Consider the following 20,200-nt stretch of genomic DNA (forward strand, 5'->3'; position numbering starts at 1 on the left):
CATCGATCGATCAAGAATATTGATCAATCTGGAGGCAGGGAAGCCACGGACCGCTATGCCTCCGTCACGCTCGGAACGGCATCCCGGATGACATTTCCCCGGCCGGCGCGGACCTTGGCAAGGAAAATCACCAGCGCGGCGACGATCAAACAGCCTGCCAGGGCATAGGGGGCGCCGGAAAAGCGATAGGCGGCTGCAGGGTCGGTGAAGAAGGCGAAAATTTGCGTGAACATCAGAGGCCCGAGGATCGTGGTGATGCTGGATATGCTGGTGAGCGCACCTTGCAGCTCACCCTGTGCCGAAGGCGGGACATGGACGGAGGCTATGCTGCGGAGCGGTGGGTCGGCGAGGCTTTCGAGCGCCGTCGCGACGATCACCGCATAGACCATCCAGCCTTCCCAGGCAGCCGCATAGCCGGCCATCCCGAGGGCTGTGAAAGTGAGTCCGAGCGCTGCCGTTCGCCTTTCTCCTATTGCGGGCACGACGCGGGGGAGCACCAGCGCCATCACGATTGCGCCGCCGACACCGAAGATCCCCAGCGAAAGTCCGATCTGCCCTTCGCTCCACCCGTAGCGATAGGAAGCAACGAAGGACCAGACGGCCGGGTAGACGGCGTGAGCCAGCCAGTAGAGGAAGAAGACGAGGCCTACCCAGCCGATCCCCGGATAATGCCGCATCTGCTTGAGCGCGCCGAGCGGATTGGCCCGATGCCATTCGAAGTGGCGCCGGTTGGCCGGGGCGAGCGTTTCCGGCAGGAGAAAGACCCCCATGATGAAATTGACGAAGGAGAGCGCTGCAGCACCATAAAAGGGCACTCTCGGGCCCAATTCGCCAAGGAAGCCTCCGATGACCGGGCCGAGCGCAAAACCGGTGCCGAAGGCAATGCCGATCAGCCCGAAATTCTTGGCGCGGTTCTCGTCGTCGCTGACATCGGCAATGTAGGCGGATGCGGTGCCGAAGCTCGCGCCGCTGATGCCGGCAAGGCTGCGTCCGATGAAGAGCATCCAATAACTGGTCGCAAGCGCACAGATCAGGTTGTCGATAGCGAATGTCAGCACGGAGGCGAGCAGGACCGGCCGACGCCCGAATCGATCGCTCAGATTCCCGATTAGCGGTGCGAAGAGAAATTGCATCGCCGAATAGACGAGCAACAACCACCCGCCGTCGATGGCGGCCTCGCCGACATCCGCGCCCGTCAGCTCCTCCAGATAGGTCGGCAACACCGGCACGATGATTGCGATGCCCATGATGTCGAGGAAGAGAATGAGGAAGACGAGGAACAGGCCGCGTCTCACGAATTTCTTGTCGAGCATGAAGCTCCCTCCCCGCTTTCCGCCGGAGCGGAGACAGAACGTGAACGACGTTACCAGATTAGGTGTAACGGCTTGCCTGATCCGAAACAATACGTGAACATGTCAAAGTTTAAGATGGTACCGATCGGTTGTGCTGATAGCTCGTATAGCCTCCGCGTGCATCATTGCCCCGCATGCCGCTGCTCCGACTTCAGGAAGTCCACGAAGGCGCGCACGGGCGCCGGCAGGTGCCGGCGACCGGCATAGTAAAGGAACGGCCCGGGAAAGCTGGTCTCCCATGCTGCGAGGATGCGAACCAGTCTCCCGGCCTCGATCTGCGGCATCAGGAACTCCTCGAAGGTACGTATCACCCCCAGGCCGTCGACGGCCGCGCCGAGCTCGAGGTCGACCGAATTGGCGAGCACTGCCGGCGGCGGCGCAATATTCATCGCCATTTCTCCCTCGCCAAATTCCCACGGCAGCGAAACGCCGTTCTGGAATCGGTGGCGGATGGTCGCGTGGTCGAGAAGATCGCGCGGATGTTGCGGTTCGCCGTGACGGGCGAGATAGTCCGGAGCGGCCGCGGTGATGTAGCGCTGCACGCGCGGACCGATGGGAATTGCGATCATGTCCTTCTCGACGCGTTCCTCGTAGCGCACGCCGGCATCGAAGCCGGCGGCAAGCACATCGATGAAGCCATCCTCGGCGGTGACCTCCAAGGTGATCGCCGGATGCGCTTTCATGAATCGGCCGACGAGCGGCGGCAGGATGACCCTTGCGACGATGGTCGGAACGTTCAACCGCAATGTACCTGCCGGACTGCCGCGCTCGCTCGCCACCTGATCGAGCGCTCCGGCAATCTCCCCGAGCGCCGGCGACAGCCGCTCGAGCAAGCGCTTGCCCGCTTCCGTCGGCGTGACGCTGCGCGTCGTGCGGTTGAGCAATCTGACGCCGAGTCTCGCCTCCAGCCGTCGCAGGGCTTCGCTGAGCGCCGAAGCGGAAACGCCGCGCTTCAGGGCGGCCGTACGAAAGCTGCGCTCCCGTGCAACCGCGGCAAAGGCGTCGAGATCGGCAAGCGGCAGATCATGCATTGTACAAAATTCAGAACAAGTCGTTTCGCTTGTGGGTGATTATCGCACACTGCCATCCGAAGTAAACATTGCATCGACGCAAGCGGCCGCGGGACGGCCTCATCAAAGGAGAAACGAGATGCACATGGTTTCGCTCGGGAATTCCGGTCCGGAGGTCTCGGCAATCCGGCTTGGCTGCATGGGAATGTCGGGCATGTACGGTCCGTCCGATCGCGCGGAAAGCATCGCCACCATTCATGCGGCCCTCGATGCGGGCATCACCCTGCTCGACACCGGCGACTTTTACGGCATGGGGCACAACGAGATCCTGATCGGCGAGGCGCTCAAGGGACGCAATCGAGACCAGGTGCAGTTGAGCGTCAAGTTCGGCGCATTGCGGGATCCGGCCGGCGCATGGCTCGGTTACGATGCACGACCGAACGCTGTACGCAACTTTCTCGCCTATACGCTGCAGCGCCTCGGCGTCGAATATATCGACGTCTATCGCCCCTCCCGTCTCGATCCGAACGTGCCCATAGAGGAGACGATCGGTGCCATTGCCGACATGGTAAAGGCAGGCTATGTGCGCCATATCGGTCTCTCCGAAGTCGGCCCGGACACGATAAGGCGCGCGGCAGCCGTTCACCCGATCTCAGACCTCCAGATCGAATATTCGCTGGTTTCGCGCGGCATCGAGGACGAGATCCTGCCGGTCTGCCGCGAACTCGGCATCGCCGTCACGGCCTACGGTGTGCTGTCGCGCGGGCTGATCAGCGGCCACTGGCAGAAAGATGCCGCAAAGGGCGGCGACTTTCGAGCGATGAGCCCCCGGTTTCAGGAAGGAAATGTCGAGCGAAACCTCGCCTTGGTCGAGGCGCTCAGACGCATCGCCGAGGCCAAAGGCGTTACCGTCGCCCAGATCGCCATCGCCTGGGTCGCCGCTCAAGGTCATGATATCGTGCCGCTCGTCGGTGCGCGCCGGCGGGACCGTCTCGCCGAAGCACTCGGCGCGCAGGCGGTCCGACTGGACGCTGACGACATGTCTGCGATCGAAAGCGCCGTGCCGAAAGGCGCCGCCGCCGGTGCGCGTTATCCGGAAGCACAGCTCGTGCACATGGACAGCGAGCGGCAGAGATGACGAAGGAACGCCGGACCGGGCAGCCCGGTCCGGCGTTGTGATCAGATAGCGCCGGAGAACGTGTCGCAATCCGACATCTTGCCGCTGTCGAAGCCCCGCTGGAACCACCGCATCCGCTGCTCGGACGTGCCGTGATTGAAACTTTCCGGGACGACATAGCCCTGCATGCGCTTCTGCAGCGTGTCGTCGCCGATCTGGGTCGCAGCGTTCAGCGCCTCCTCCAGATCGCCACGCTCCAACAGCCCCTTCTGCTCGGTGTACTTGCCCCAGATTCCGGCGAAGCAGTCCGCCTGCAGTTCGACCCGGACCGACATCTGGTTCGCCTCGGCCTCGCTCATGCGTTGCCGCATTTCATTGAATTTTGGCAATACGCCGATCAGGTTCTGGACATGATGGCCGACTTCATGCGCCAGCACATAGGCCTGGGCAAAGTCGCCGGAGGCCTCGAACTTCTGGGCCAGCTCGTCGAAGAAGCTCATATCGAGATAGACTTTTCGGTCGCCGGGGCAATAGAAAGGACCCGAGGCGGACGAGGCAAAGCCGCAGGCCGAGCGGACCGAGCCGCTGAACAGCACCAGCCTCGGTTCTTCATATTGCTCGCCGCTTGCCTGGAAGATGCCGTTCCAGGTGTCCTCCGTCTCGGCAAGAACCGTGGCCATGAAGGCCTTCATCTCTTCTTCCTCGGCCGTGCCCTGCGGCGCCCCCGAACCGTCGCTCTGCTCGAAGCCCGGCATGTTCGCCGGGCCCCCACCCTCGAGCACCTGGAGCATGTCGATGCCCATCGCCTTCAGGACGAAATAGAGAATGACGAGGAAGATGAGCGTGCCGAAGCTCATGCCGCCGCCGGCGCGACGCATTCCGCCGCCACCACCCGGCAGGCGGAATCCACCGCCACGACCGAAAGGACCGCCTCCCCGGGGGCCGGCCCCGCGTTGATCCTCGATGTTTCCGGACTGGCGGCGGCCCTTCCATTCCATGATCTGTCCTCCAGAAGGCGTCGCCTCTACTTTAGCGCGCTGAGTGATTTTATAAGCCGGGGCGGCAATCCTTGTAAAACGCAATCGCCGTCACCCGGTTGCATGCGACGCATCGTTTTGTCGAGCGGAGCTGCCGGCGCAAAGGGCAAGGGCCTCAGGATTGACGCTCGCGCCGTGTTCGGCTCCAATGGAAAGCAGGCGACGGGAGGAACAGATGAAGGCAGTGCGTCTGGAGTCGGTGGGCAATATCTCCGTTCGGAACGTCGAGATTCCCGTGCCCGGGCCTGACGATCTGCTCGTCAAAGTGGAAGCCTGCGGCATCTGCGGGACCGATCGTCATCTTCTTCATGGAGAATTTCCGTCGACGCCGCCGGTAACGCTCGGCCATGAATTCTGCGGCATCGTCGTTGAAGCGGGGAGCGGCGTTCGAGACATCGCACCGGGTGCGAGGATTACCGGAGATCCCAACATCTCCTGCGGTCGCTGCCCCCAGTGCCAGATGGGCCGGGTCAATCTCTGCCGGAACCTGCGCGCGATCGGCATCCATCGCGACGGCGGCTTCGCCGAATACGTCCTGGTGCCGCGCAAGCAGGCGTTCGAAATTCCGCTTACTCTCGATCCCGTGCACGGCGCTTTCTGCGAGCCTCTCGCCTGCTGCCTGCACGGTGTCGATCTTTCGGGCATCAAGGCGGGCTCGACGGTGGCGATCCTGGGCGGCGGCGTGATCGGCCTGCTGACGGTGCAGCTCGCGAGGCTCGCCGGCGCCACGACGGTCATTCTGTCGACACGCCAGGCAGCGAAGCGTCGTCTGGCCGAGAATCTCGGCGCCACCGCATCGGTCGACCCATCGGCCGGCGACGTCATCGAGGCGATCGCGGGTCCGGCAGGTCTCGTCCCCGGAGGGGTCGATGTCGTCATCGAGTGCGCCGGAGTACCGGAAACGGTGAAGCAGTCCACGCGCCTCGCCAAAGCGGGCGGTACGGTCGTGATCCTCGGCGTGCTGCCACAAGGCGAAAAAGTCGAAATCGAACCGTTCGACATTCTCTTCCGCGAGCTCCGCGTGCTTGGTTCCTTTATCAATCCCTTCGTCCACCGCCGCGCGGCCGACCTGGTCGCGGCAGGCGCGATCGAGATCGACCGGTTGATTTCACGGCGCATATCGCTCGATGAGGCGCCTGATGTCATTTCAAATCCCGCCGCTGCCGGCGAGGTGAAGGTATTGGTGATCCCGTCCGCCGAGCGGGTGGCGCAGCAGTAGCGATTCCATAGGAGAACCGTTGGTTCGAGAGGCGGAACAAATATCTTCGCTTTCTTGTCGATTCCCGAATTTTCGGGGTTCCGCTGGCGAAAACATTTGCCTATAAGCCGCTTCTAGCCTGAAAAGACCATCAATGCGCGACCCGGCCGGTGACCTCCCAACCTGGCCGGTTTTTCGCGCAGCTAGAAACGGATGATTGCCCATGCCGAAGCGCCAAGACATCAAATCGATCCTCATCATCGGCGCGGGGCCGATCGTCATCGGTCAGGCATGCGAATTCGACTACTCCGGCACCCAGGCGTGCAAGGCGTTGAAGGAGGAAGGCTACCGCGTCATCCTGGTCAACTCCAACCCGGCGACGATCATGACGGATCCGGGACTGGCGGACGCGACCTATGTCGAGCCGATTACGCCCGAGGTCGTCGCCAAGATCATCGCCAAGGAACGCCCGGACGCCCTGCTGCCGACCATGGGCGGACAGACGGCGCTCAACACGGCCCTGTCGCTGCGCCGTATGGGCGTGCTCGACCGCTACAATGTCGAGATGATCGGTGCGAAGCCCGAGGCGATCGACAAGGCGGAAGACCGTGCCCTGTTCCGCGAGGCCATGGCGCATATCGGCCTGGAGACGCCCAAGTCGCGGCTGGCGAACGCCACGGACATCAAGGACCACGACCGCAAGTCACACGAGGCGGAGCGCTCGGCCCTCAAGGCGAAGCTTTCCGGTGACGAACTCGACAAGGCGTTGGACGAACTCGAAAACCAGTGGAATCTGGGCGAAGGCGATCGCAAGCAGCGCTATGTGAACCATGCCATGGCGATCGCCGCACAGGCGCTCGACGATGTCGGCCTCCCCGCGATCATCCGGCCGTCCTTCACGCTCGGCGGCACCGGCGGCGGCATCGCCTATAACCGTTCGGAGTTCTTCGAGATCGTGGGCAGCGGTCTCGACGCGTCGCCGACGACAGAAGTCCTGATCGAAGAATCGGTCCTCGGCTGGAAGGAATATGAAATGGAGGTCGTCCGCGACAAGGCGGACAACTGCATCATCATCTGCTCGATCGAGAACATCGATCCGATGGGCGTCCACACGGGCGATTCGATCACCGTTGCGCCGGCGCTGACCTTGACCGACAAGGAATATCAGATCATGCGCAACGCCTCGATAGCGGTGCTGCGCGAGATCGGCGTCGAAACGGGCGGCTCGAACGTCCAGTTCGCCGTCAACCCTGAGAATGGCCGCCTCGTCGTCATCGAGATGAATCCGCGGGTCTCGCGCTCCTCCGCACTCGCATCGAAGGCGACCGGCTTCCCGATCGCCAAGATCGCCGCCAAGCTCGCCGTCGGCTATACGCTCGACGAGCTCGAGAACGACATCACCGGCGGCGCGACGCCCGCATCATTCGAACCGTCGATCGACTACGTCGTCACCAAGATCCCCCGCTTCGCCTTCGAGAAATTCCCGGGAGCCGAGCCGACGCTCACGACCGCAATGAAGTCGGTGGGCGAAGTCATGGCGATCGGCCGGACCTTCGCCGAATCGCTGCAGAAGGCGCTGCGCGGGCTTGAGACCGGGCTGACCGGACTTGACGAAATCGAGGTTCCTGATTTCGACGACAACGGCGACGGTCGCAATGCCATCCGCGCTGCGCTCGGCACGCCGACGCCGGACCGCCTGCGCATGGTCGCCCAGGCGCTGCGTCTCGGCATGAGCGAAGCCGAAGTGCATGAAGCCTGCAAGATCGACCCCTGGTTCATTGCCCAGTTCAAGGCGATCGTAGACATGGAGGCGCGCATCCGCGAGCACGGCCTGCCCACCGACGCCGAGAACCTGCGCATGCTGAAGGCGATGGGCTTCTCCGACGCCCGGCTTGCGACGCTTACCGGCAAGCGTCCGAAAGAAGTGGCAGAGCTCCGCAACGCACTGAACGTGCGCCCCGTCTACAAGCGCATCGACACCTGCGCGGCCGAGTTCGCATCGCCGACCGCCTACATGTATTCGACCTACGAGACGCCTTTCGTCGGTCCCGCCCGGTCGGAGGCGCAGGTTTCCGATCGGAAAAAGGTCGTCATCCTCGGCGGCGGACCGAACCGGATCGGCCAGGGCATCGAATTCGACTACTGCTGCTGCCATGCCGCCTTCGCACTGAAGGACGCCGGCTACGAAGCGATCATGATCAACTGCAACCCGGAGACGGTTTCGACAGATTACGACACCTCCGACCGGCTCTATTTCGAGCCCCTGACGGCAGAGGACGTGATCGAGATCATGCGTGCCGAACAGGAAAACGGCACTTTGCACGGCGTCATCGTCCAGTTCGGCGGCCAGACTCCGCTGAAGCTTGCCGAAGCGCTGGAAAAGAACGGCATCCCGATCCTCGGCACCGCGCCGGACGCGATCGACCTCGCCGAGGACCGTGATCGCTTCCAGAAGCTCCTGATGAAGCTCGACCTTAACCAGCCGAATAACGGCATTGCCTACTCCGTCGAGCAGGCCCGCCTCGTCGCCGGCGAAATCGGCTTCCCGCTGGTCGTGCGCCCGTCCTATGTTCTCGGCGGTCGCGCCATGCAGATCATCCATTCGGAAAGCATGCTGCAGAGCTATCTGCTCGATACCGTTCCGGGGCTGGTTCCTGAAGATATCAAGCAGCGCTATCCGAACGACAAGACCGGCCAGATCAACACCTTGCTCGGCAAGAACCCGCTCCTCTTCGACAGCTACCTGACGAATGCGATCGAAGTGGACGTCGATTGCCTTTGCGACGGCAAGGATGTCTTCGTTTCGGGTATCATGGAGCATATCGAGGAAGCCGGCATCCACTCGGGCGACTCCGCCTGCTCGCTGCCGGTGCATTCGCTCGGCACGGAGATGGTCGACGAGCTGGAGCGTCAGACGGGGGCGCTCGCCAGGGCGCTGAATGTCGGCGGTCTGATGAACGTGCAGTTCGCCATCAAGGACGGCACCATCTATGTGCTCGAAGTGAATCCGCGCGCTTCACGCACCGTTCCCTTCGTCGCCAAGACGATCGGCGCGCCGATCGCCAAGATCGCCGCCCGCGTCATGGCCGGCGAAATGCTCGACGAGGCGATCGCCGCCTATGGCAAGAAGCCGGATCCGCGCAACCTGAAACATATCGCCGTCAAGGAGGCCGTGTTCCCCTTCGCCCGCTTCCCGGGCGTCGATACGCTGCTTGGCCCGGAAATGCGTTCGACCGGCGAGGTCATCGGCCTGGACACCGACTATGCGCTGGCCTTTGCCAAGTCGCAGCTCGGTGCCGGCGTCGACCTGCCGCGCGACGGAACGGTTTTCGTTTCGGTTCGCGACGAGGACAAGGAACGGGTGCTGCCCGCGATCCGCATTCTCGCCGATATCGGCTTCAAGGTCATGGCGACCGGCGGCACGGCGCGCTTCCTCGGCGAGCAGGGGATCGTGGCAACCAAGATCAACAAGGTCCTGGAAGGACGGCCCCATGTCGAGGACGCCATCCGCAACCGGCAGGTTCAGCTCGTGATCAACACGACCGACGGCAACAAGGCGATCTCCGACTCGAAATCGCTTCGCCGTGCGACGCTGATGCAGAAGGTGCCCTATTACACGACGATGGCCGGCGCCGAGGCCGCGGCACTCGCCATCAAGGCACTGAAGGCAGGCAACCTCGAAGTGCGTCCGCTGCAGAGCTACTTCGAAGCCTGACCATTGCGGATTTACGCTTCTGAACGCAGCCTGAATGTCCGATTCAGGCTGCGTTCCATTGCCGCATGGTTCCATGCCCCGACATGCGGAAACGGATCACCCGTGACGCGCATGGTTGGGGCAACGACATGCAGCTATATTTCTTCGATCTTCATTGGGATGACGATTGTGTCACCGATGACGAGGGCATCCTTCACTTCGACGAGGGATCGGCGCTCTATTACGCCCAGCGCATTGCCGACAGGATCGGCCGCGACGCGGATTATGGTTCCCTGAAGGTCACGATACGCTCGCAGGCAGGCGCGCTCCTTGCAACCGTCACGCCTTCGCAGGGCCGCGCCGCCGAACAGGAAGCCCTGCTCGGCCGCCGCCCCGGCCTGTTCCCGCATCCGTTCAAAGCCGGCCTTGCGCCGGCCGCCGCTCGGTGAACGCTACCGGATGGCTGCCCTGCCCTCGCATCGCGCCAGCCGCAGGGTCCTGATCCCGAAGAAGAGCGACGCGGCGGCGAGAACGCAGCCGAGCGCGAAAACGCTCAGCATTGCCGTCGAAATCACCCGAGCGCTGACACCTTCGTCGAATCCTCCGGCATTGGCGACCGCTCCGAAAACGGCCGCGCCGATCGCGTAGCCGGCGGATTGCAGCGTCGGCAGCAGCGCCGAGGTCTTGTCGCGTTCCTCGATGGTCGAGACGTTCATCAGCAGCTGGCTCAGCGTTCCCCAGCAAAGGCCGAAACCGGCTCCGACGGCGCTCTGGCTGACGAAGACGAGGCCGTATTCGCCGGAGCCGACGGCGAGCGTCAATCCGCCGAGGCCGAGGCAGAGGAACAACGGCCCGGTCCAGACCAGCCGTATGCGCGTCTCGTGAGAGCGAAGGCTCGCGACGATGATTGCCGTCAGGCTCCAGGATATGGCCATCAGGGCGTTCGAGAAGCCGGCGGCGGTCGGGCCGAAACCCCAGAGATGTTGCAGTGTGTAGACGAGATAGACGGAGCCCGAGGCCTGTGCCAGAGGCATCAGCAACACGACCCAGAGCCCCGTTCCAAGCGGACGGTCGAACGAAAACGCGCCGAAGGGGAGGATGGACTGCGGCGATCGGCGGTCGAAGCGAACGGTTGCGACGAAGACCGCGAGTGCCGCCGCCAGCAGCGCCGACATCCTGTAGCCGTCGGCAGCCGTATTCGAAAGCGAGATCAGCATTATGCCGAAGCCGAACGCCACGAGGCGCAGCAAGGGAACCGGTCCGGCCGCCCTTGGACCTTGCTTTGGCTGACGAAGGATTGCGACGACGAGCGCTATGAAGATTGCGGCTGCCGGTATGTTGACGAAGAAGGCCGCACGCCAGGACCAATATTCCGTGAGCAGGCCGGATATCAGCGGCCCCCCGAAGGCGGCGGCAGCCCATACGATCGCTTCTGCGCCGAAGATCTTGGGCACCAGCCGCTGTGGAAAGAGCTCCGGTATCAGCGCGTAGCACAGGGCGGCAATGATACCCTCCCCAAGGCCCTGAAGCACTCTCCCGGCCAGAACCTGCGGCATGCTGCTCGCCATCGTCGCGATGGCCGTGCCCGTCGCGAAGACGAGCGCGGCAACGATCAGCGTGTTGCGCGCACCGAACCGGACCTTCAGGCTTGCCGCCAAGGCGCCACCGACGATGGCGAAAACGAGGTAAAGCGTGAAGGCCCAGGACAACAGGGCGGCTCCGCCAAATTCCGCGACGGCCGTCGGCAGTGCCGTCGAGACGAAGAACTCGTTGAAGGCAAAAAGCGCCACGCCAAGGCACAGCGTCACGGTTGCGGCGAGGTGGCGCGGCCGAAGGAGCTCGCTCCAGCTCCCCTCCTCCACGTCGATCTCCGTCTGCGGCGCCGGACCGGCCACTTGTGATTCCTCTTCGACTAAACTCATGATTCGGCCCCGTGTGGTTGGTATGGAGCCGGCACTGATACGACCTCAATCGCGGTTGAGGTAAAGAGGCTTTACTGCAGAATCTCACCTTTATCCCAACCCGCCGGAAGCCGCGGATCGACATGACGTGCCGCGCGAGGATCGCGAAAAATCTGGCTTTCGGACTTCGGATTCTGTTATAAGATCGGTTCGGTTTGTTCGGACGGTTCCGGTGCTTGCGCTCCGGAGGCCGTTTTCTTTTGCGCTGGCGCCGCCGAAAGGCGGCGCCGCGTGTTTGATGAAGGATGATGAAATGGTCGACAAGGTGCCCATGACACAGGGTGGATTCGTCAATCTGCAGGAGGAGCTGCGCTGGCGCCAGCAGGAAGAACGGCCGCGCATCATCGAAGCGATCGCCGAGGCCCGCGCCCATGGCGACTTGTCGGAAAACGCCGAATATCATGCGGCAAAGGAAGCCCAGAGCCATAACGAGGGAAGAATTTCCGAACTCGAAGACCTGATTGCGCGCGCCGAAGTCATCGATCTTTCGAAAATGTCCGGATCGAAGATCAAGTTCGGCGCCAGGGTGAAGCTCGTCGACGAGGATACGGAAGAAGAAAAGACCTATCAGATCGTCGGCGATCAGGAGGCCGACGTCAAACAGGGACGCATCTCCATCTCCTCTCCGATCGCCCGCGCGCTGATCGGCAAGGAGGTCGGCGACTCGATCGAAGTCAATGCACCCGGCGGATCCAAGGCATATGAGATTCTCGCCGTTCAATGGGGCTGACCTGCCTTTAGGGGCGCGCCGGCCCCGCGCCGCCCCTCCTCCCTTGAATTGATTGTCGCAGGCGCAAGGAGAGCGCACAGGTGGTCGATATCCGCGACGTCGAAGTGATCGCGCCCAATTTCAAGCAGCGCCTGTCCGGCGTCACCTCGACAATCATTCAGCTGGTGCCTGTGCAGCGTGCCCTTGGACAGAAGATCGCGGTTCTCGGGCCGGGCCTGCCCAAGAGCCTTCCTTCGGTCCGCTTTCGCGATCTCATTCATCTCTGGAAGAGGCCCGAAGGCCGGCCCTGCCGCGTTTGGCACGCGCGTCGAAACGTCGAAATGCTCCCGGCCATCCTTCTGCGCGACCTGCTGCGCATGAAGATCCGGATCGTCTTTACCTCCGCTTCGCAACGCCGGCATACCGGATGGAGCAAGTTCCTCATCCGCCGGATGGACGCGGTTATCGCCACCAGCGGCAGGACGGCCGCCTATCTCGATGTACCGAACACCGTCATCCTGCACGGGATAGACACCAAGCGCTTTCAGCCACCCTTCGACAAGACGGAGGCGAAGAAGGCGCTCGGCCTCGATCCCGCGAAGAAATTCGTAGGATGCTTCGGGCGCGTACGACATCAGAAGGGGACCGACCTCTTCGTCGACAGCATGATCGCCCTCCTGCCCTGCCGGCCGGGTTGGGGCGCTATCGTTGCCGGGCGGGCCACCGGCCCTCACCTCGCCTTCGAGTCGGAACTGAAGGAACGCGTCGCCAAGGCCGGTCTCGCCGACCGGATCCTGTTCGTAGGCGAACACACGAATATTCCCGACTGGTACCGCGCCCTCGATCTCTTCATCGCCCCGCAACGCTGGGAAGGCTTCGGCCTGACGCCGCTCGAAGCAATGGCGACCGGGGTCCCCGTCGTGGCAACCGATGTCGGCGCGTTTTCGGAACTGGTAACCAGCGGTTCCGAGGAGACGGGCCTCATCATCGCGGCCGACGATCTCAAGGCGATGGTCGATGCGGGAGCCGCCTTCATGGACGATCTACCGCGGCTTGCCGCCGCCGGCGCCAACGGCCTGGCACGGACCGCCGAAAACTTCGCCATCGAGCAGGAAGCCCGCGCGATCGGAGCGGTTTACGAAAGCCTGATGCGTTGATCTTGGCTACGGCTTCGAGGCAAACAGCTGCAGATAGGCGTCAGTGATCGCTTCCCTTGAGAACTGACCGACAAGCGTCTCGTGGCCGCGCTCGGCCAAGCGCGTGCTCAGGGAATTGTCGGCCACGATCTGCTCGACGGCGCGGGCGAAACCTTCGGCATCGCCGATATCGACCATCAGGCCGTTTTCGCCGTCGCGCATGAACCATTGCGGCCCCTCGGAACGGGTCGATACGACTGGCGTTCCCTGGGCCCATGACTCGAGAATGACGTTGCCGAGCGGCTCGTGGCTGGACGACATCACGAAGACGTCGGCCGCAGCCAGGAAGGGCCTCGTGTCTTCCTGCCAGCCGGCAAAGCGAACGCGGCTGGAAACGCCGAGGTCCGTCGCGAGCTTGTGCAGATTGTCACGCTCCTCTCCATCGCCAAGCAGCCAGAGATAGATCCCCGGCAGTCTGGCGACCGCTTCGATCAGCGTATGAAACCCTTTCCGCTCGACGAATCGGCCCATGGACATCACCACGGGCGCATCGGCTGGCGTATCGAGCATTGCCCGGTCTATCGCCTCGACGCGCCCGGTTCCGGTGAAATTGGAGATGACCCTTATCTCCCGTTTCCAGCCGAGACCTCGAACGCGCTCGGCAATTCCCGGCGTGTTGCACACGATGCAGTCGGTGTTTCTGAAATAGCTCAACCGGGTCGGATAATCGCCGAGGCGCGAGATCTTGAGTGCGCCTTTGTAGTTCGGCATCAACTCGCTTGCCCGGGGCGCCCAAGCCATCAGGACATCGGGCTTCTCGCGCCGCGCCATGTGCTTCACCTTCAACGGCAGCAGGATCCGATCGAGCGAGAGGTTGCGAAAATGGCTTTCCCGGATCGTCGCGGCGCCTTCGATGTCTCGCCGCCAGCCGCGTCCGGGGCGGATGATCGCCGACTGCTCGACGCCGCGTTCCGCAAGCGCATTGACCAGGTGTACGAAGAAACGCTCGGCGCCGCCGTCCTTGCCGAAATGAAAGTGAGTGACTTTCATCGCTTTGCGACACCTCTGTCGAAAAGGTCGAGATAAGCGTCGGTGATCGCTTTTTCGGAGAAGCGCGTGCGCAAGGTTTCGCGGCCGCCGGCGCTCAGCCTCTCGCGAAGTGCCGGATCGTCGCGTAGCCGCCGAACGGCCTCCGCAAGACCCACGTCATCGCCGCAATCGACCATGAGAGCATCGCTCTCATGCGTCATCACCCAGGATGGCCCCTCAGCGCGAGAGGCTATCGTGGGCTTTCCGGCGCCCCAGCCTTCGAAGCAGACATTGCCGAGAGGCTCGTGCGACGAGTTGATGACGAAGGCGTCGCCGGCGGAGAGAAAACCATAGGCGTTGGTCTGCCATCCGGTGAAGCGCACGCGATCGCGAAGCCCGAGTTCGTCGGTCAGCTGCTCGAGCTGCTCTCGTTCCGGACCATCCCCGACCAGCCAGAGATAGGTGTTGTCCACCTCCTTCACGGCGCGGATGAGCCCTGCGAAACCCTTGCGTTTGACGAAGCGGCCCATGCCGACCACGACGAAGGCATCCGCCGGTGTCTGCAGGTCGGCCCGCGCTACGGGCGATGCAGGCTTTGCGCGGGTGAAGTTCGCGATCACCTCGATGTCGCGCTTCCAGCCAAGTTCGCGAACCTTGGCGGCCATATCCGGTGTGATGCAGACGAGTGTCTCGACATTGGTATAGTAGCCGAGATGTTCGGGATAATCCCCCAGCCGGGAAATGCGAAATGCCTTGGCGTGAGCCGGCATGAAGCGGCTCGCCCGCAACTGCCAGGCCATTATGACGTCCGGCTCGAACTCGCGAAGGACCCGGTTCATCCGCCATTTCAGGAGGAAGCGAGAAAGCGAAATGCGCCGAAAAACCCCTTCATAGATCGTAGCACTGTTCTCCAGGTCCTTACGCCAGCTGCGGCCCGGGCGGATCAGTGCGCGTTGTTCGACGCCCCTCTCATGCAGCGCATTGACGAGATTGACGAAGAACCGCTCCGCACCGCCCTCCCTGCCGAAGTGAATATGCATGACCTTCATGCCGAACCCCTTGATCGATCAATGCGAAAGCGCATCATCCACATTCGGGCGCGCCTTCAGAGCGTGCCGCTGGTAGATCTTCGCCGCCGTCAGGAAGGCATAGACCGCCCCGGTCATGGCCTCGATGAAGCCCGAAAGGCCGCAGCGCCAGAGACCGTTGCGGAAATAGAGCCTGAGAAAATAGATGGGCGGGGTGAAGATGAGCTTGTAAAAGCGCGGCCGTTTTCCGGACTCGACCTGCTGGTCCGCTTTCAGTGTCGAATATTTGTTTTCCTTCAGGATCTGCTCGTCCATGACCAGCGGACGGAAATGAAGGAGACTGCCGGTTCGGGCATTGTCGACATTTCCCTCGGGAACGATGCCTTCATGGACTTTCTGGCTAAGGTCGTAACGTCCCTTCCCGCGCCGGATCAGCCGCAAGTTCCGCCGCTCGCGGACGTTTTCGGGGGTGTAGCCATAGCCGATCAGATAGGGACGACGCGCCACGCGCCAGCCGACGGTTTCGGCCGATGCTGCGAGCAGCTCAGGCAGCAATTCCCGTAGCGCCTTGTCCAATCTTTCGTCCGCATCGATGTTGAAGCACCAGGGCTGGCTGCACCGCTCGAGCGCGAACTGCTTCTGCCCGGCATAGCCGCGCCACGGCTCGTACATGAAACGGATGGGCCATCCCGCGTCGATATAGGATTGAACCAAAGCGGCGGTGCCGTCCGTCGATCCGGAATCGACGATCACGATTTCCGCGCACCGCTCGAGGCTCTCGATGCATTTGCCGAGATAAGCCTCCTCATTCAAGCAGATGATGAAGGCTGAAAGCGGAAGCTTGGGGGTCGTATGGCCGTCCCGCGTCGCCGGAATCGGCAGGGTTCCCTCGCTCTCGTCCTGGTAATTGCTCAATTCATTCGGTCCGCGGGGCGTTTGGTTGCGATGCTCGGCGGCCGGGCCGCCCTGCACATCAGATTTCTACCTGACATGCGTCCTTCACTTGACGGATCGTCAGCATCGTCCGCACCGTGTCGACATTCTCGGTGGCGGTCAGTTCTTCAATAACGAAATCCTGAAAGCTCGCAAGGTTTTCGGCCACGCACTGCAGCAGAAAATCCGATTCCCCGGAGACCATCCAGGCCTCGCGAACAAGCGGCCACGAGGCGGTGCGGGCGGCAAACGCCTTCAGATTGGCATCGGACTGGTGCTTGAGGCCGACCATGCAGAAGGCGACGAGGTCGTATCCCAGCGCGGACGCGTTCAGAAGCGCACGATAGCCTCTGATGACACCGGCTTCCTCGAGCTTGCGCACGCGGCGCAGGCACGGAGGAGCCGAGATCCCCACCCTCTCGGCCAGTTCCACATTCGTGATTCGGCCGTCGTCCTGCAGTTCGCGCAGTATCTTCATATCGATGGCATCGAGCTCGACGCGTACGACCATTGCCCAAATCCCCAATCCTGTCGGCCTTGCGGGGAAGGCCCCGTTTTATCCGCCAATCAACTGCACCACAGGCCGTAACCGCAGCGCCTATCCGTCCGCACCAAAGGGCGCCTGGCGGCGGCTGCCCCCGGGCTGTCTCCGTGCTTGGGTAGCACGTAACCGAATGCCGATACGAGAGCGCTTGCAGTTGCATGCACAAAAACCTTGTGCGCCCGGGCGCTGGAGCGTGTTATGCCGGTGCTGCGGGTCAAAACCGATGCAAATATGCCCGATCTGGTGTCAAATCGACGCTGACCACGCAACCACTTGTGTGTATCAGAGGACGCGCCCTTGAAAGTGCGCGCTGTGAATACCTAAAGTAAGGCAATATTTGCATTGGCGGATTGCACCGGAGGACGCTCCCTGCTCTCTCCGGCGGACGAAGGACAAAAGCATGACTGCGCGCCACACGAAAGTGTTGATTATCGGTTCCGGCCCTGCCGGTTATACCGCGGCCATCTATACGGCGCGAGCCATGCTTTCGCCGGTCCTCATCGCCGGTATGGAACAGGGCGGCCAGCTGATGATCACCACGGATGTGGAGAACTATCCGGGCTATGCCGATCCGGTCCAGGGGCCCTGGATGATGGAGCAGATGCTGAATCAGGCGATCCACGTCGGCACCGAAATCGTCAACGACCTCGTAACCGACGTCGACCTGTCCGTCCGCCCCTTCCGCATCAAGACGGATAGCGGCACGGATTGGTCGGCGGACGCTTTGATCATCGCCACCGGCGCCAAGGCGAAATGGCTCGGCATCGAAACCGAGCCGACCTTCATGGGATTCGGCGTTTCCGCCTGTGCCACCTGCGACGGGTTCTTTTATCGCAACAAGGATGTCATCGTCGTCGGCGGTGGCAACTCCGCGGTGGAGGAAGCACTTTATCTCTCCAATCTGGCGAAGACCGTCACCGTCGTTCACCGCCGGGATGCTTTCCGCGCGGAAAAGATCCTGCAGGAGCGCCTTTTCGCAAAGCCGAACGTCAAGGTGATTTGGGACCACGAGGTTCTGGAATATCTCGGGACGCCCGCAAAGCCGCCGATGCCGGCCTCGGTCAACGGCGTGAAGCTTCGCAACACCAAGACCGGGGAAACATCCGACATGTCCATCGACGGCGTTTTCGTCGCGATCGGTCATGCGCCTGCGGTCGAGCTCTTCAAGGGCAAACTTCGCCAGAAGCCGAACGGGTATCTCTGGACTGCGCCGGATTCCACCGCGACGGACGTCCCGGGCGTCTTCGCCGCAGGCGACGTGACCGACGACATCTATCGGCAGGCGGTTACCGCCGCCGGCATGGGTTGCATGGCTGCGCTCGAAGCGGAGAAATACCTGGCGGGTCATATGCCCGTCGCAATTGCAGCCGAATAGAAGCTGCTAAACAGGGCACGCGCCGGGATCGGGGGCGCGGCTCTGCGAGCGCGGGATGAGGAAAAGTGCGTGCGGTTTTCCGCCGTATCCCGCGTCTCAACTTATTAGAATCGATCACGTTCATGATCTTAGGTCGATCCGACTAAGATTATCGTGATCTAGGGAACAGATGCATCGGTCGTCTCCGGAGAAAAGTGGCAAGCTTTTCCGGCTGAGCCTTTATGGGGGATTCTATGTCGCTGGACTGGGACAAACTGCGCATTTTCCATGCGGCGGCCGAGGCTGGCTCGTTCACGCACGCAGCAGACAAACTCCACCTTTCGCAGTCGGCGATCAGCCGGCAGGTCAGTTCGCTCGAGCAGGATGTCGGTATCAAGCTCTTTCATCGGCACGCCCGCGGCCTGATCCTCACCGAACAGGGCGAAATGCTCTATCGCACCGCGCACGACGTGCTGATGAAGCTCGAAAGCGTCAAGGCGCAGCTTAGCGAGACGACGGACAAGCCGAGCGGAAAGTTGCGGATCACGACCACGGTCGGCCTCGGCCAGGGGTGGCTGACCGACAAGATCCAGGAATTCATGTCCTTGTATCCGGAAATCCAGGTACAGCTCATCCTCGACAACGAGGAACTGGACGTGAACATGCGTCATGCGGACTGCGCCATCAGGCTGCGGCAGCCGCAACAGTCGGATCTGATCCAGCGCAAGCTCTTCACCGTGCACATGCATGTCTATGCCGCGCCGTCCTACATCAACAAATATGGCGAGCCGCAGTCGCTTGACGATCTCGACAATCACCGGATCATCACCTTCGGCGAGCCCGCCCCCAACTATCTGCTCGACGTGAACTGGCTGGAGATTGCCGGACGCGATTCCGACAATCCGCGCATTTCGCATCTGCAGATCAACAGCCAGACATCGATCAAGCGCGCCTGCCTGCTCGGCATCGGCATCGCCATGCTTCCGGACTATATCGTCGGCCGCGATCCCGGTCTCATTCAACTGCCGATCAGCGCCGACATCCCCTCTTTCGATACCTATTTCTGCTATCCGGACGAATTGAAGAACGCGGCGAAGCTGAAAGTCTTCCGCGATTACATCGTCGCTAAAGCGAGAAACTGGAACTTTTGACGTTCCGTTCAATTGCCCGATTTGTGAGCAATTGCCAGCTTCTTGCGTAAGCCTTTGTTATTGTATGTCTCTTTTCGAGCGAGAGCGAAGCTCCTCGCGAAGCGCATCCTTGTGCGCTGCAAAAATGAGCAGCGATGCGCAAACGGCATGGCTGTCATGCATATTAAATGATTGCCGACAGCCCAAAAAAGCAGCATACCACACTCAGCTGATGCATCTTTGGTGGCTTCTCCTCCCAGTGCCACCGCAGCAGCTGTTCCCCTCTGGAGGTTTTAATTACCTTCACAACTACAAGGGCCCAAGTTTTCTTGTGGCCCTCTTTTTTTGCCTGCGGGAGCCCCACAGCCCTCAGTTGCGAAAATCTTCGGAACGGCTATTGAAAGCGGCTACGGCCCTCCCCATATCTCTTTCAGCTGGTGCATCTAGCGGCTTTCTCCTCCCCAGCCGCTGCAGCAGCTGTTCCCCTCTGGAGGTTTGAAACCTTCACAACTGAAAGGGCCCAAGTTTCTTGTGGCCCTCTTTTTTTGCCCGCGTTTTGCCCGGCATTCACACGTCATTTGGGACCTCGGTATTCACGACGTTGTGACTTCCTGTATCGAATTTTAGCGATATATATATCGGAGAAACTAAATACGTCGAAATACGATGGATAGAGACGAAATCCTCAAAGCACTGGCGCATCCAACGCGCATGGAGATCCTGACCTGGCTGAAGGAGCCGCAGACGCATTTCTCCGGCCAGGAGCATCCGCTCGACATGGGCGTCTGCGCAGGGCAGTTCGAAAGATGCGGCCTGTCGCAGTCGACGGTTTCATCTCATCTCGCCGTGCTGCAGCGCGCCGGTCTGGTGACGACCCGCCGCGTCGGCCAGTGGGTCTTCTATCGGCGCAATGAGGAGACCATCGCAGCGTTTCTGAAGACCATCGGCGATCTCTGATTTCCCCACTC

The 20,200-nt window shown here is 61.9% G+C and carries 17 protein-coding genes; 9 read left to right on the forward strand and 8 right to left on the reverse strand.

All coding sequences use genetic code 11. The annotated features are described in order from the left end of the window. Positions 1-53 precede the first annotated feature (53 nt). Entirely contained in the window at positions 54-1,313 is a 1,260-nt protein-coding gene (locus ACFHWW_RS22065; protein WP_379940821.1) for a TCR/Tet family MFS transporter, read from the reverse strand. Between the two features lie 161 nt (positions 1,314-1,474). Beyond that, a complete protein-coding gene (locus ACFHWW_RS22070) occupies positions 1,475-2,383 on the reverse strand; it encodes a LysR family transcriptional regulator (protein WP_379940823.1) in 909 nt (302 codons plus the stop codon). 118 nt (positions 2,384-2,501) lie between these two features. Here ACFHWW_RS22070 and ACFHWW_RS22075 point away from each other — a divergent pair, with 118 nt between their 5' ends. Next, a complete protein-coding gene (locus ACFHWW_RS22075) occupies positions 2,502-3,500 on the forward strand; it encodes an aldo/keto reductase (RefSeq protein ID WP_379940825.1) in 999 nt (332 codons plus the stop codon). Positions 3,501-3,541: 41 nt separating this feature from the next. Here ACFHWW_RS22075 and ACFHWW_RS22080 read toward each other — a convergent pair whose 3' ends face one another. After that, a complete protein-coding gene (locus ACFHWW_RS22080; protein ID WP_018097684.1) occupies positions 3,542-4,477 on the reverse strand; it encodes a neutral zinc metallopeptidase in 936 nt (311 codons plus the stop codon). A 214-nt stretch (positions 4,478-4,691) separates the two neighbouring features. Here ACFHWW_RS22080 and ACFHWW_RS22085 point away from each other — a divergent pair, with 214 nt between their 5' ends. The 3 genes from ACFHWW_RS22085 (at position 4,692) to ACFHWW_RS22095 (ending at position 9,857) form a co-directional block, all read left to right on the forward strand. Continuing rightward, positions 4,692-5,735 (forward strand): zinc-dependent alcohol dehydrogenase family protein, encoded by a 1,044-nt coding sequence (locus tag ACFHWW_RS22085; RefSeq protein ID WP_324763364.1) that lies wholly within the window; start codon positions 4,692-4,694, stop codon positions 5,733-5,735. 202 nt (positions 5,736-5,937) lie between these two features. Next, positions 5,938-9,429, forward strand: coding sequence for a carbamoyl-phosphate synthase large subunit (gene carB / locus ACFHWW_RS22090; RefSeq protein WP_379940828.1), 3,492 nt, complete (start codon positions 5,938-5,940; stop codon positions 9,427-9,429). A gap of 83 nt (positions 9,430-9,512) precedes the next feature. Then, positions 9,513-9,857, forward strand: coding sequence for a DUF6894 family protein (locus tag ACFHWW_RS22095; protein ID WP_379940830.1), 345 nt, complete (start codon positions 9,513-9,515; stop codon positions 9,855-9,857). 3 nt (positions 9,858-9,860) lie between these two features. On the opposite strand, the gene ACFHWW_RS22100 is transcribed toward ACFHWW_RS22095, so the two are convergent. Continuing rightward, a complete protein-coding gene (locus ACFHWW_RS22100; RefSeq protein WP_379940990.1) occupies positions 9,861-11,303 on the reverse strand; it encodes an MFS transporter in 1,443 nt (480 codons plus the stop codon). A gap of 319 nt (positions 11,304-11,622) precedes the next feature. Between ACFHWW_RS22100 and greA the strand changes: the two genes are divergently transcribed. Together greA and ACFHWW_RS22110 are read left to right on the forward strand one after the other, a co-directional pair. Continuing rightward, entirely contained in the window at positions 11,623-12,099 is a 477-nt protein-coding gene (gene greA, locus ACFHWW_RS22105) for a transcription elongation factor GreA (protein WP_003529568.1), read from the forward strand. A gap of 80 nt (positions 12,100-12,179) precedes the next feature. Beyond that, the gene (locus tag ACFHWW_RS22110) at positions 12,180-13,235 is read left to right on the forward strand and encodes a glycosyltransferase family 4 protein (RefSeq protein ID WP_379940833.1); all 1,056 of its coding nucleotides are present in this window, start codon (positions 12,180-12,182) and stop codon (positions 13,233-13,235) included. A 6-nt stretch (positions 13,236-13,241) separates the two neighbouring features. On the opposite strand, the gene ACFHWW_RS22115 is transcribed toward ACFHWW_RS22110, so the two are convergent. The 4 genes from ACFHWW_RS22115 to ACFHWW_RS22130 all read right to left on the reverse strand — a co-directional run bounded on the left by ACFHWW_RS22115 (position 13,242) and on the right by ACFHWW_RS22130 (position 16,715). Next, entirely contained in the window at positions 13,242-14,264 is a 1,023-nt protein-coding gene (locus ACFHWW_RS22115) for a glycosyltransferase (RefSeq protein WP_338283091.1), read from the reverse strand. After that, positions 14,261-15,292, reverse strand: coding sequence for a glycosyltransferase (locus tag ACFHWW_RS22120; RefSeq protein WP_379940835.1), 1,032 nt, complete (start codon positions 15,290-15,292; stop codon positions 14,261-14,263). Before ACFHWW_RS22120 ends, ACFHWW_RS22115 begins: the two co-directional genes overlap by 4 nt. A gap of 18 nt (positions 15,293-15,310) precedes the next feature. After that, on the reverse strand, positions 15,311-16,147 hold the full coding sequence (locus ACFHWW_RS22125) for a glycosyltransferase family 2 protein (RefSeq protein WP_379940992.1): 837 nt from the start codon (positions 16,145-16,147) through the stop codon (positions 15,311-15,313). A 97-nt stretch (positions 16,148-16,244) separates the two neighbouring features. Next, entirely contained in the window at positions 16,245-16,715 is a 471-nt protein-coding gene (locus ACFHWW_RS22130) for an Lrp/AsnC family transcriptional regulator (protein ID WP_003529557.1), read from the reverse strand. Between the two features lie 433 nt (positions 16,716-17,148). On the opposite strand from ACFHWW_RS22130, the gene trxB reads away from it, so the two are divergent. The 3 genes from trxB to ACFHWW_RS22145 all read left to right on the forward strand — a co-directional run bounded on the left by trxB (position 17,149) and on the right by ACFHWW_RS22145 (position 20,189). Then, entirely contained in the window at positions 17,149-18,123 is a 975-nt protein-coding gene (gene trxB / locus ACFHWW_RS22135; protein ID WP_379940837.1) for a thioredoxin-disulfide reductase, read from the forward strand. Positions 18,124-18,356: 233 nt separating this feature from the next. Next, on the forward strand, positions 18,357-19,253 hold the full coding sequence (locus ACFHWW_RS22140) for a LysR family transcriptional regulator VtlR (protein ID WP_003529555.1): 897 nt from the start codon (positions 18,357-18,359) through the stop codon (positions 19,251-19,253). 645 nt (positions 19,254-19,898) lie between these two features. Next, entirely contained in the window at positions 19,899-20,189 is a 291-nt protein-coding gene (locus tag ACFHWW_RS22145; protein WP_100674004.1) for a helix-turn-helix transcriptional regulator, read from the forward strand. The last annotated feature ends 11 nt before the right edge of the window (positions 20,190-20,200 follow it).

This window comes from Sinorhizobium sp. P24N7 (assembly GCF_042436655.1).
Taxonomy (GTDB): domain Bacteria; phylum Pseudomonadota; class Alphaproteobacteria; order Rhizobiales; family Rhizobiaceae; genus Sinorhizobium; species Sinorhizobium meliloti_A.